At 63.9% G+C, this 11,905-nt stretch carries 14 protein-coding genes; 5 read left to right on the top strand and 9 right to left on the bottom strand.

Going from position 1 to position 11,905, the window contains the following annotated elements:
- Positions 1 to 52 precede the first annotated feature (52 nt).
- From LOM8899_RS15735 to LOM8899_RS15730, 3 genes are read left to right on the top strand one after another with little or no spacing between them, the layout of a single operon-like run.
- Positions 53 to 697: a histidine phosphatase family protein gene (locus LOM8899_RS15735; protein WP_093993193.1), complete on the top strand. Its 645-nt coding sequence runs from the start codon at positions 53 to 55 to the stop codon at positions 695 to 697.
- 33 nt (positions 698 to 730) lie between these two features.
- A complete protein-coding gene (locus LOM8899_RS23445) occupies positions 731 to 898 on the top strand; it encodes a hypothetical protein (protein ID WP_168770566.1) in 168 nt (55 codons plus the stop codon).
- The gene (locus tag LOM8899_RS15730) at positions 898 to 1,926 is read left to right on the top strand and encodes a saccharopine dehydrogenase (RefSeq protein WP_093993192.1); all 1,029 of its coding nucleotides are present in this window, start codon (positions 898 to 900) and stop codon (positions 1,924 to 1,926) included. Before LOM8899_RS23445 ends, LOM8899_RS15730 begins: the two co-directional genes overlap by 1 nt.
- 3 nt (positions 1,927 to 1,929) lie before the next feature.
- Here LOM8899_RS15730 and LOM8899_RS15725 read toward each other — a convergent pair whose 3' ends face one another.
- Genes LOM8899_RS15725 through LOM8899_RS15705 form a run of 5 tightly spaced genes read right to left on the bottom strand, consistent with a single transcriptional unit; the run spans position 1,930 to position 6,539 of the window.
- Entirely contained in the window at positions 1,930 to 2,667 is a 738-nt protein-coding gene (locus LOM8899_RS15725) for an SDR family NAD(P)-dependent oxidoreductase (RefSeq protein WP_093993191.1), read from the bottom strand.
- Positions 2,668 to 2,695: 28 nt separating this feature from the next.
- Positions 2,696 to 3,256: a DUF3833 family protein gene (locus tag LOM8899_RS15720; protein ID WP_093993190.1), complete on the bottom strand. Its 561-nt coding sequence runs from the start codon at positions 3,254 to 3,256 to the stop codon at positions 2,696 to 2,698.
- 3 nt (positions 3,257 to 3,259) lie between these two features.
- Entirely contained in the window at positions 3,260 to 4,501 is a 1,242-nt protein-coding gene (locus tag LOM8899_RS15715; protein WP_245820571.1) for an MFS transporter, read from the bottom strand.
- Complete coding sequence (locus LOM8899_RS15710) at positions 4,498 to 5,253, bottom strand: DUF1365 domain-containing protein (RefSeq protein WP_093993189.1); 756 nt, start codon at positions 5,251 to 5,253, stop codon at positions 4,498 to 4,500. The genes LOM8899_RS15715 and LOM8899_RS15710 overlap by 4 nt, the downstream gene beginning before the upstream one ends.
- Entirely contained in the window at positions 5,250 to 6,539 is a 1,290-nt protein-coding gene (locus tag LOM8899_RS15705; protein ID WP_306456551.1) for an NAD(P)/FAD-dependent oxidoreductase, read from the bottom strand. Before LOM8899_RS15705 ends, LOM8899_RS15710 begins: the two co-directional genes overlap by 4 nt.
- A gap of 243 nt (positions 6,540 to 6,782) precedes the next feature.
- Here LOM8899_RS15705 and LOM8899_RS15700 point away from each other — a divergent pair, with 243 nt between their 5' ends.
- Together LOM8899_RS15700 and LOM8899_RS15695 are read left to right on the top strand one after the other, a co-directional pair.
- Positions 6,783 to 7,403, top strand: coding sequence for a sigma-70 family RNA polymerase sigma factor (locus LOM8899_RS15700; protein WP_370739371.1), 621 nt, complete (start codon positions 6,783 to 6,785; stop codon positions 7,401 to 7,403).
- A gap of 10 nt (positions 7,404 to 7,413) precedes the next feature.
- The gene (locus LOM8899_RS15695; protein ID WP_093993186.1) at positions 7,414 to 8,070 is read left to right on the top strand and encodes a ChrR family anti-sigma-E factor; all 657 of its coding nucleotides are present in this window, start codon (positions 7,414 to 7,416) and stop codon (positions 8,068 to 8,070) included.
- 155 nt (positions 8,071 to 8,225) lie between these two features.
- On the opposite strand, the gene LOM8899_RS15690 is transcribed toward LOM8899_RS15695, so the two are convergent.
- From LOM8899_RS15690 to mutL, 4 genes are all read right to left on the bottom strand, one after another.
- Positions 8,226 to 8,618: a hypothetical protein gene (locus LOM8899_RS15690; protein ID WP_093993185.1), complete on the bottom strand. Its 393-nt coding sequence runs from the start codon at positions 8,616 to 8,618 to the stop codon at positions 8,226 to 8,228.
- Between the two features lie 2 nt (positions 8,619 to 8,620).
- Positions 8,621 to 8,776, bottom strand: coding sequence for a hypothetical protein (locus LOM8899_RS23440; protein ID WP_168770565.1), 156 nt, complete (start codon positions 8,774 to 8,776; stop codon positions 8,621 to 8,623).
- Positions 8,777 to 8,854: 78 nt separating this feature from the next.
- Positions 8,855 to 10,027, bottom strand: a complete 1,173-nt coding sequence (locus LOM8899_RS15685) for a DNA recombination protein RmuC (RefSeq protein ID WP_093993184.1) — start codon at positions 10,025 to 10,027, stop codon at positions 8,855 to 8,857.
- Positions 10,024 to 11,886 carry a DNA mismatch repair endonuclease MutL gene (gene mutL / locus LOM8899_RS15680; protein ID WP_093993183.1) on the bottom strand — a complete coding sequence of 621 codons (1,863 nt, stop codon included), beginning with the start codon at positions 11,884 to 11,886 and terminating at the stop codon, positions 10,024 to 10,026. Before mutL ends, LOM8899_RS15685 begins: the two co-directional genes overlap by 4 nt.
- Positions 11,887 to 11,905 lie beyond the last annotated feature (19 nt).

The following is an 11,905-nucleotide window of genomic DNA, read 5'->3' as shown; positions in this document are numbered from 1 at the left end:
TGCCAAGGCTCCGGACAGCCATTACGGCTGGCCTCTCAGGCGCGGAGGCAGCATGGGCACGATCACTTTCATCCGGCACGGACAGGCCAATTCAACTGCGACAGACGAGGAAAGCTACGATCAGCTGTCCGATCTGGGGCGGCAACAGGCGGCTTGGCTGGGCGAATGGCTGCGCGATCAGGGCGAGAGCTTCGATCAGGTGATCTCGGGCAGCCTGACCCGGCACAAGCAGACCGCCACCGCCATGGGCTGGGACACACCCGACATCGATCCCCGGCTCAACGAAATGGACTATTTCAATCTGAGCCAGGCGATGCACGCGGCCCACGGCGTCGAGATGCCCGGACCGGATGGATTTTCCGAACATGTGCCGCTGGTGTTGGAGGCATGGCACCGGGCCGAAATCCAGGGGCAGGAGAGCTTTGCGGCGTTCGAGACACGGGTCGGCGCGGTGCTGCGCGAGGTCGGACAACTGGATCGGCACGTGCTCTGCGTGACCTCGGGCGGGGTGATCGGGATGGTGATGCGGCTGTTGCTGGCGCTCGATCCACGCAGGTTCGCCCATGTGATCCTGCCCATTCGAAACACCTCGGTGCACCGGGTGCTGATCACTCCAAGCGGGCCGATCCTCGCCGGGTTCAACGCCACGCCGCATCTCGATCCGGCTGACCGGGCACATGCCCGCACGCAACTCTAGGCGGGCTCGAACGGCTCTGCTAGGCTCCGGCGCATGGATGCCATCAATCTCGCCTACTACGCCGTCGTCTGCGCCCTGCTCAGCGCCGGAGCGCCCTATCTGGAACGGCGGTTGGTGCGGCTTCTGGTCGGGGCCATCGTCGGACTGGCAGCGGCAAGCCTGCTGCCGCAACTGAAATCACTGTTTGCAGGACAATACTGATGGCTCACTTCTGGCTCCGCGCCGAACAACGCGACAACGAAGCGCGGACACCGCTGACACCCGAAGGGGCGGCGGCGCTGCTCGACGCCGGGCATCAGGTCACGGTCGAGCATAGCAGCAACCGGATCCTCGACATCACGGCCTATCCCGACACCTGCGCGCGGGAAGCCGAAGGGTCGTGGCCGGACGCCCCCTCAGAGGCCGTGATTCTGGGGCTCAAGGAATTGCCCGCCGACGGCTCGCCGCTCAGGCACCGGCACATCATGTTCGGTCACGCCTACAAGGGGCAAGGCGCGGGCGCCGTGCTCCTTGATCGGTTCCGGGCCGGAGGCGGCACGCTGCTCGATCTCGAATACCTGACCAACGACGCCGGACGGCGGGTTGCGGCCTTTGGCTATTGGGCAGGCTACGCCGGGGCGGCGGTCAGCCTGCTCAGCCTCGCGGCGCAGCCGGGGTCCTGCCCCGGCGTCTCGGCCTGGCCCGACAAGGACGCGCTCCTGCGCGATATGCCGAAACTGGCCGCAGAGGTCTCGGCGCTCATCATCGGGGCCAAGGGACGGGTGGGGCAAGGGGTCGCCGACCTCTGCCAAGCCTGCGGGATCGCACCCACCCTGTGGGACATGGACGAAACGGCGCACGGCGGGCCATTCCCCGAAATCCTCGACCACACGTTGTTCTTCAACTGCATTCTGGCCGGGCCGAAGACCCCCGTCTTCGTGCCGCGTTCGGCAGTGAGCGCCGAGCGGGCGCTGCGGGTGATCGGAGACATCGCCTGCGATCCGGACAGCGACTACAATCCCGTGCCGCTCTATTCCGAGGCGACAAGCTGGGCCGCGCCTACCGTGCGGGTGGCGGACAGCCCGTTGCTCGACGTCATGGCGATCGACAATCTGCCGTCGCTTCTGCCACTTGAGAGCAGTCTCGACTTCGCCGGGCAATTGCTGCCACACCTGATCCAATTCGACGAAGACGGCGACGGGGTCTGGGGGCGGGCGCGCGACCTGTTCGTCGCGCACACCGCGGCCTAGGGGCTACTTGGCGCCAAAGAGGCGGTAATAGAGCCAGTCCGGCAGGATCTGGCTGCCCCGGAACATCCAGGAAAACATCCACGGAAAGCTCTTCTTGAAGGCATCCGTGTTCATGTGTTCGACGAATTCACGGGCGGCGGCTTCCGGCTCCATGATAAAGGGCATGGAGAAGTCGTTCTTGTCGGTCAGGCGGGTCTTGATAAAGCCCGGATTGACCAATTGAACCTTCACACCGGTCTTGCGCAGATCGGCATGCATCGACTCGGCCAGATACATCACGGCCGCCTTGGACGCCCCGTATCCGATCGCGCCGGCGACGCCGCGAAAACCGGACAACGAACCGGTCAGGACGATATGACCCTCGCCGCGCTCCACCATCGGGCCGATCACGGCGCCGACGCAGCGGGACGCGCCCAGATAGTTGATATCGGCCATCGCCTCGGCCTTCTCGTTGTCCCACTCCTTGGCGCCGAGGGGCCAATAGACACCGGCCAGATAGACCATGCCGTCCAGCGGGCCGATCTTGGCCGCCACGGCCTCGACGGCCTCGCGGTCGGTCACGTCGACGACGGCATAAGAGGCCTTGCCCGGCATCTCCTCGACCAGCGAGGCGAGACGGTCCTCGGAGCGGGCGCTCACGACGACCTCGGCCCCTGCCCGGCTCAACGCCAGAGCGACTTCACGGCCAAGACCTTCACTCGCGCCAACCAACCAATATCGCTTGCCCTGCCATTCCTTCACGAGACGTCCTTTCCGATGGTGCCTTGGTTCACGCCGCTTCCACAGGACGCATGGTGGCCACCAGTTCAGCGACCTTGATCCCGAATTTACGAAACTGGCTTCTGTTCATGATGCTACCGTTCGAGGTCAGATACATCCAGTCCGTTACGTCCAAAATATGGCCGCCGGCATCCTCGGTCATCTTGATCCGGTAATTCAGCTGCACGGCCGATCCGCGCTGCTGGCCGCTGCCGGCCCCCACCAAATCAGGGGCTTCGGCCTTGATCATCCCGTCATTGCCGAGCTGGAATCGCCACTCGCGGTTCTGGACATTGCCGCTGTCGTATTCGAATCGCTCCTTCACAATTCCGATATTGCCCTGCCAGGTGGCGTCGAATTCGGCGACGAACCGGGAACTGACCCGGCCCAGCGGACCAAAGATCACGCCTTCGCATTGAATCGGCCCGTTCAGGCGCTCGCGGATGTCAAACATCGGCTCCGTGTCGTAATCCTCGGGGCGCTGCGCGGCAAACGACGCGTATCTGCGGCGGACCAGGGCGAAAGCGGCCACCAACAGCAGAGTCAGCGCAATGGTCAGGACGGTCGTCATAGATCATTCCTCCAGTGTTGTGGCGGCCAGCAAGCCGATGGCCACGAGTTTCAAAACCGACGGCACAAGCGCGTAGAGCACCGTCAGCAGGGTCAGCGCGGCGGCAGGCACATCCTCGGCCCCCGCGGTGTAGCCAAACGCCTGCAACAGAGGCAGCAGCACCGCCGCCGCAATCGCCAGCGTCAGCTTGTTGACCAGCGACCACAGGCCAAAGCCCTGCCCGCCATTGGGCGACACCGCCGCCATCCGGCGGGCAAACATCGCGGGCAACAGGGTCAGGTCCGCCCCGATCGTGGCGCCCGAAAACACGCAGATCACGGCAAACAGCCCGGCATCGCCCGCGCCGAGGGTCATCGCCCCGCCAAAGGACAGGATCGCCAGAACCATCGCCGACATTAGCACCGGCTTTGCGCCAAAGCGGTGGGCCAAGGCGCTCCACACCGGCGACGACAGAGCGGCGGCAAGGAAGAACAGCACCAGAAGCGGGCCTTCCCAACCGGGCGCGTCCAGACGGCTGTCCACAAAGAACAGGAACAAGGTCGACGACACCGCCAACGGCGTGGCGTTGACGAGGGCGAGGATCAGCAACCGGCGCGCGCCGGGATCGGCCAGAATCGCAGCAATCGGCGTCGGCGCGTCGGCGGTCACCGATCCGCGCCACTCGGGCGCCATGCCTATGGCGGCGGCGAGGGTCAAAGCGGCAAAGCCATAGGCAAAGATCGCGAAGGGGCTGGCAACCACGCCCATCAGCAGCGTCGGGACCACTGCGGCGACACAGACGCCCAGCAAAGCTCCGCTTTCGCGCCACGCGGCCAGGCGGACGTGTCCGCCGGCGATCCGGTCGGCCTTGCCAATGCCCTGAGCGTAAAAATTGATCGACAGAAAGCTGAACGCGCTGAACAAACCAGTGATCGTCAGGCCAAACCACCAGATCGGGGCAAACTGCGGCGGCACGGCAAAAAGCCCGATCATCGACAGCGCAAGGATCGCCGCCCCACCCGCCACAGCGGCCCCACGGGCGCGGCCAAGGCGCTCGGATACCCAGCCAAGCACCGGGTCTTGCACCACGTCGAACAGACGCAACCCGAACAGCAACGCGCCCAAAGCGGCGAGGCTGACACCATAGGTGTCGGCATAGTATTTCGGGGCGTAAATATAGATCGGCAGGCCAGCCGCGCTCAGAACCGCGCCATACAAGGACCATGCAGGCAAACGATCCGACCGGGCCAAGGCAATGGCCGTCACCGGGTCACCTCGGGGGCGGGCGGCTCCGGGCGTGGGCGATAGGCCGCGCCCTTCCACCAGAGCTTCAGTGCCTGCCAATGGATCAGGGCCAGCACTCTGCGCGACCCGAAGGGACGGCGAAACGCGGCTTTGACGATGCCCAACGTGGTCAGCGGCTTGCGCTTGCCCGTCAGGGTCGCGATCAGGCCGCCATTGCCGCGGGAATAGTCGATCCAGATGCCGATCTGATCGGCCGTGATATCGAAGCGGAAGGTGTAGCCACCCTCCACCGGCTGAAACGGCGAGACGTGAAAGATCTTCTGCGCCTCGATCGTGTCGGCCTTCACGATCTCGCGCAGATCGGCATGGGCACACAGATAGGAATGGCGGTCGCCAAAGGTGTTGGTCACCTCCGCGATCACAGCGCGAAGCACACCGTCGGCATCATGGCACAGCCAAAAGCTGACGGGGTTGAACACATGGCCAAGCAGTCGGGGCTGGGCGAGGATCTCAATCTTGCCGGACAGGTCGATGTCATGCGCGGCCAAGACCTCTCGGGCCCAGACAGCGCCCCTGCCCTGATGCGGCGCACCGCCGTGGTCACTGTCCCATAGCGACATGAAACCACGACCGTTGCGGGCAAATAGGGCAGGACCAGTCAGATCAGCCTCTGCATCCGCAAGCACGTAATCAATGGAATAGCGAAAGGCATTTTTGATGCCGCCCCGCCGACCATGATAGGTCTCGCCTGCGATATGCTGGATTTGGCTCATTCGGCGGCAACCGCACGGGCTGCGCGGTTCTCGATCCCGGCCACGACGTCGAGGGCGCTCGACAGCCCGTCCTCGTGAAATCCGTTCTTCATCCATGCTCCGCAGAACCACGTCGCATTCTCGCCGTTCATCACCGCCATGCGTTCCTGAGCGGCAAGGGCAGCGGTGTCGTAGACGGGATGATGCAGGGTCACGCGATCCCAGATCAAATCCTCGCGGATCGGGCGGGTCGTATTGAGGGTGACAAACATGTTGTCGGTGGGCAGCCAGGGCTGCAGCGATTTCATCCAGTAGGTCAGGTCGATGCGATCGGTCGCCTTGTCCTTGCCTTCGACATAAACCCAAGACGACCAGACGCTGCGCTTCTTGGGCATCAGGCTGGCGTCGGAATGCAGAACCACGTCATTGGGCTGATAGCGAATGGCCTCCAGCCCGCTGCGCTCGGCTGCGGTGGGATCGGCAAGCAGGCGAAGCGAAATATCGGAATGGGTGGCAAAGACCACCTCGTCAAACGCCTCCCACTCGGAGCCGGGGGCCTTGATCTCGACACCGGCAGGTGTGCGACGGACAGCCTCGACCGCACAGCCCAGACGGGTCTGGACGCCACGATTGGCCATGGCCATGCCCAGTCGGCTGACATATTCGACCGAACCACCTTTGACGGTATACCACTGGTGCTGGCCGGTCAGGCCAAGCAATCCGTGGTTCTCGAAAAATCGCATCATGGCATTGGCGGGGAAGTCGAGGATCTTGTTCTTCGGCGTCGACCAGATCGCGCCGGAGAAGGGCAGCAAATAATGGTCGCGGAAATACTGGCCCATGCCCAGCTTTTCCATCAGGCCACCAATGGTCAGCTCGTGGTCGTCGGACGCCGCCAAGGCGTTGGCGTTAAAGTGCATGACATCACGCACCATCCGCAGAAACTTGGGGTTGGCGATGTTGCGGCGCTGGGCGAACAGAGCGTCCAGACTGGCAAGGCCATATTCCAGACGGCCATCACCGAACGATGCGCCAAAGGACATGTTGGATTTGGTGACAGGCACGTCAAGCTCGGCGAAGAGCGCAGCCAGATAGGGATAGTTGGCATAGTTAAAGACGATGAAACCGGTGTCGACCGGGATGTCTGCCTTCGGGCCGGCCATTCTGGTGCGCGCATGGCCGCCCAGACGGTTCTCAGACTCGTAGAGGACGACGGTATGCGACTTGGACAAGGCATGAGCAGCGCCCATCCCCGAAATACCAGCACCGATAACGGCAATCTTTTTGCGCCCGTCGGGCCGGTTCATGATCGTCATACTGTCTACTGCTCCAGCAAAGTCTTGATTTATTCTTGTTACGACGCATCGCGTTGAATGGTTCACAATAGGGCGTGTAAAAATTTTGAGCACCCCAAAGTGTCAAGTTTGCCTGTCATCTCGGGATTATTCGGCGAGGCATGACATTTTTCGCGATGGCAAAGTGATCCAACCGCGAAAGGCGGGCGTAATGGATATATGTTTTCAGAACCACAAACCTTTCCGGCTGCCCGTATGCCCGTTATCTATGCACCACCCGGTGACATGAACGAGCGTAATCCGTCGCGTCGGGAGAAGGTGGCAGTAAACGTGAACGACGACTCCAAGCGCGCAGAATGGTCGGAAGAAATCGCCGCCATTCGGGACCACAAGGATCAACGGGCCTTCGCCCGACTGTTCGAGCATTTCGCGCCTCGGCTGAAGTCGTTCCTGATGAAATCGGGGAGCACGGCAGAATTTGCCGAGGAATGCACCCAAGAGGTGATGGCGACGCTCTGGCGCAAGGCACACATGTTCGATGGCTCCAAGGCGAGCGTCTCGACATGGATCTATACGATCGCGCGGAACCGCAAGATCGACATGATCCGCAAACAGCGGCGGCCGGAACCGGAAGACCTGCCTTGGGGGCCGGAAAACGAGCCCGACCAAGACGATGTCATCGTGCTGGCCGAAGAAACCGAACAACTCGGGCGGGCGCTTGCCGCGCTTCCCGAAAAGCAACGCAAACTGATCGAACGCGCCTACTTCGGCGAGTTGAGCCACAGCGAAATCGCCGAGGAAACCGGGCTGCCGCTGGGGACGATCAAATCTCGAATTCGACTGGCGCTGGAGCGACTGCGCCACTCCATGACGTAAAGAAAGAGCCATGAACACTATCAAACATCATCTGACCGATGCCCTGTTGATCGGCTATAGCGCTGGCACCCTGCCAGAAGCGTTCAACCTTGTCGTGGCCACACACATCTCTCTGTGCGACGAATGCCGGAGCCGGATGCACAGCTTTGACGCGGTCGGCGGCAACGTGATGCTGGACGCCGGAACTGCGGAGATGTCGGACGGCAGCTTTGACGCGGTGTTGGCGATGATCGCAAACGACAATACGCCCGAAGCGGCGGAAAAGCCGCAGAAGGCGGCCGAGGGAAGCGTCTTCCCCGCGCCGCTCCAAGACTACGTGGGCGGCGATTTGAGCGCGGTGAAATGGCGGCGGATCGGCGGCGGTGTGAGCCAAGCGGTCCTGCGGACCTCACCCGACGCGACCGTGCGGCTGCTGAAAATCCCGGGCGGGGTGGCGGTGCCGGATCACGGTCACCGGGGGGTCGAGCTCACGCTGGTGCTGCAAGGGGCGTTCAAGGACGAAACCGACAGCTTCCACACCGGTGACATAGAGGTTGCCAACGAAGATATGGTGCACCAGCCGGTGGCCGAGGAAGGGATGGATTGCATCTGCCTCGCCGCCACCGACGCGCCGCTGCGGTTCTCGCGGCTGCTGCCACGGCTGGCACAAGGGATCATGGGGATCTGACGGGCGAACAGCCCTGATCCAAATGCGCGCCTAACGGCGCATTCCATTTGCACTGCGTGCGACTGGCGCGTGAGGCCAACCACTCTGCACCAACCCGAGCGGCCCCCCTTTGGGGCCGCGAGACAGGTCGTCACACCGCAGGTGTGTCCGCTGGATCAGTTCCACGCCAGAGCGACGGTATGACCGTTGCCCACAAGGGCCCCGTCCCCACCCGGAGACAGCCAGAACTCCCGGCTATAGAGGCCGCGCACGATCATGTAGTCCGGCGTCCGTTCCAGATGTCCGACCGGGCCATGAGCGCTGCCGCCGCAAATCGCGGTGCCGCCCCGACAGGGCACAAGCGTATAGGTCCGCATCGCCCCATGATCCGACGCGACAACGGAAACCGCCCCTTTGGAGAACGGCACTTCCGAGAATGACGCCGCAAAGGCACGGTAGGCATCGCGCTCGGCATCGACGTATTCCAGACCGGCGGTGTCAGGGTCGAACCCGGCACACCCGGCAACGGCCAGCGCCGCCGCCATCGCCGCGACCCACGGCCCGCGCATCCTCACAGACCTTCGATCTGGTAGGCTTCCGGGGCCGCGACCGTCACATCCACGCCCGTCGCGTCCTGAAACATCTCGAATCCCAGGCCGTCGAGGAAAATCTCGCAGCCCGAAAGCAATGTCACCGCGGCCATTGCCACCACCAAACCCAAACGCATAATGCCATCCCCTTGTTTCGCATTGTTGTCGCTACGCTACCGCTCCCGGACAGGCACTGGCAACTGCTCATCGGTCGATCAACCCTCCGGACGGACCAGCGGCACCACGCTTGTCCGCCCATCCGCCGCCTGATCGCCAAAGTCGAACGCATCGAGACGGGCAGCACGTTTGCCTGCACGCTCCGCCGCCGTGCCGATCCCCTCCAGATCGGCACGGGCCTGCCCGAAATGGGTGTTCAGCTTGTCGACCCGCTCGACGACGATCTCCATATCGCGGTGCAACTGGCTCAGCGCCTTGCGGATCGCGCCAGCCTGTTCGCGCATCCGGGCGTCCTTGAGGATCGCCCGCATCGTGTTCAGCGTCGCCATGCAGGTCGTGGGCGAGACGATCCAGACCCGCGCGGCAAAGCTCGCCTGCACCAGATCGGTGAAGTTGGCGTGCAACTCGGCATAAACAGCCTCGGAAGGCAGAAACATCAACGCCCCGTCCGCGGTCTCCCCCTCGAGGATGTATTTCTCCGAAATCGCCTTGATGTGCAGGCGGACCGCCGCGCGAAAGGCCTGACGGGCCGCTTGGACAGAACGGTTATCCTTGGCCAATCGCAGTGCCTCGTAGGGCTCCAACGGAAACTTGCTGTCGATCACGATCGGGCCCGGCGGGTTCGGCAGATGGATCAGGCAGTCGGCCCGCCTGTTGTTCGAGAGCGTCGCCTGCATCGTATAGCTGTCCGGCGGTAGGGCCTTGCCGACGATGTCATGCAACTGGATCTCGCCAAAGGCGCCACGGGTCTGCTTGTTCGACAGGATATCCTGCAAGCTGAGGACGTCGCCCGACAGCTTGGTGATGTTGTCCTGGGCCTTGTCGATCACCTTCAAACGCTGCTGCAATTCGCCTAAGGACTGTGCCGTGTTACGGGCCGACGACGACAGGTTCTGCGTCATCGCCTCGCTCACCTTGGCCAGTCGCTCCTCCATCAGGCGGAGCATCTGGGCTTGGCTCGCCGCCTGCGCCTCGGACACATGGGTCAGGCCGCCGGCCAATTGCTGCTGGCCGTCGGAGAGGTTTTGCACACGGGCGCCCAGCTGGCCCATGGCCTGGCCAAACTGCGCCGCCATCGCTTCCGTCATCGCGGCAGAGCGGCCCGCCCTCCGCAGCGTGACGATCAACAGGACAAGCACCAGCAACGCCACCACGGCGGCCCAGACCAGCGGGTCGCTCCAGCTATAGCTCTGCCCCGCGATCACGATCATCGGCGGCCAAACAGCCTCTCGATGTCCGCCAGATCGAGGGTCACATAGGTTGGGCGGCCATGGTTGCACTGGCCGGAATGGGGGGTCGCCTCCATTTCGCGCAGCAGGGCGTTCATCTCTTCGGCACGCATCTGTCGGCCCGAGCGGATCGACCCGTGGCAGGCCACGCGGCTGAGGATCGCATCGAGCCGGGTCTGCACCGCCGCGGACGTGCCCAGATCGGCCAGTTCATCGGCAATGTCGCGCAGCAACGCGGCAGCATCCACCTGCCCCAGCAGCGCAGGGGTCTCGCGCACCGCGATTGCGCCGCCGCCAAAGGCCTCGACGCCCAGCCCCAGCCGGGCCAATTCGTCGGCCATCTCCAGAATGCGGGCCGCGTCGCCCTGATCCATCTCGACGATCTCGGGGATCAACAGGGCTTGTGCGGCCACGCCGCGCTCGGCCATCTGGGTCTTGAGACGCTCATAGACGAGCCGTTCGTGGGCCGCGTGCTGATCCACGATCACCATGCCACGCTCGGTCTGCGCGATGATGTAGTTCTCATGGACCTGCGCCCGTGCAGCGCCCAGAGGCAGGTGCTCAGATCCGGTGATCTCGGGCTCGATCCGGGCCGAGGGCGCAGCGGCCTCGGCAAAGCCGCGGTCCTGCAATCCACGGTCCTGCAATCCAAATTCCTGCTCGGGGGCCTGCATGGCATAGCTCATCGCCCGGGCGCCGGGCGACGGGCGGTCCATCTGATAGACGCGGGCGGGACCGACAGGCTCCGGGCGGATCGCACCCAAGGTCTCGGTGCCGACGGTGGTCGAGGCGCGGTGCCCGGCCTCGGCCAGCGCATGACGCAGACCCGAGACGATCAACCCGCGCACCAGCCCCGGATCGCGAAACCGGACCTCGGATTTGGCCGGATGCACATTCACATCCACCAGATGCGGATCCAGATCGACGAACAGCGCGGCGGCGGGATGCCGGTCGCGGCTGAGGAAATCATGATAGGCCCCGCGCAGCGCCCCGATCAGCAGCTTGTCGCGCACCGGGCGGCCGTTCACGAACAGATACTGGCTCACCGCCGCGCCGCGCGAATAGGTCGGCAAGGCAGCATAACCGGTCAGATGGACACCCTCGCGGATCGCATCCACAGGCACCGCGTTTTCGGAAAACTCGCGACCCAAGACCGCGCGCAAGCGGCCATGCAACGCGCCGAACAGATCGCCCGTCTCGGAGGAGACGCGAAACACCTCGCGGCTCTGGCCACTGGTTTCGTCACGCAGGGAAAACGCCACGAACGGCTCTGCCATGGCAAGGCGCTTGACCACGTCGGTCACCGCCTGGGCCTCGGCACGATCGGTGCGCAGGAACTTCAGGCGGGCGGGCGTGGCATAGAACAGGTCGCGCAACTCGACGACCGTGCCCGCATTCAGCGCAGCGGGGCGCACCGGGTCGGCCCGTCCTCCCGCCACCGCGATCATCGCGGCACCCTCGCCGGGCACCCGGCTGGTGATCGTCAAACGGCCGACGGCCCCCAAGGACGGCAAGGCTTCGCCGCGAAAGCCAAAGGAATGGATGTTGAGAAGGTCTGTGCCGTCAATCTTTGACGTCGCATGGCGCGACAAGGCCAAGGGCAGATCGGGCTCGGCAATGCCACAGCCATCGTCCGTCACCCGGATCAGGCTGCGACCACCATCGGCGACAACGACCTCGATCCGGGTGGCTCCGGCATCGACGGCGTTCTCGACCAGCTCCTTGACGGCAGAGGCCGGGCGCTCGACGACCTCTCCGGCCGCGATGCGGTTGATCGCGGCTTCGTCCAACTGTCGAATGACAGGGCGATGATCGGGTATCTTGGGGTCTGCAATGGCCATGCCACAAGGGATAGCATGG

The sequence above is a fragment of the Flavimaricola marinus genome (assembly GCF_900184895.1).
Lineage (GTDB): Bacteria > Pseudomonadota > Alphaproteobacteria > Rhodobacterales > Rhodobacteraceae > Flavimaricola > Flavimaricola marinus.
This window is presented reverse-complemented; position numbering and strand designations above follow the sequence as displayed.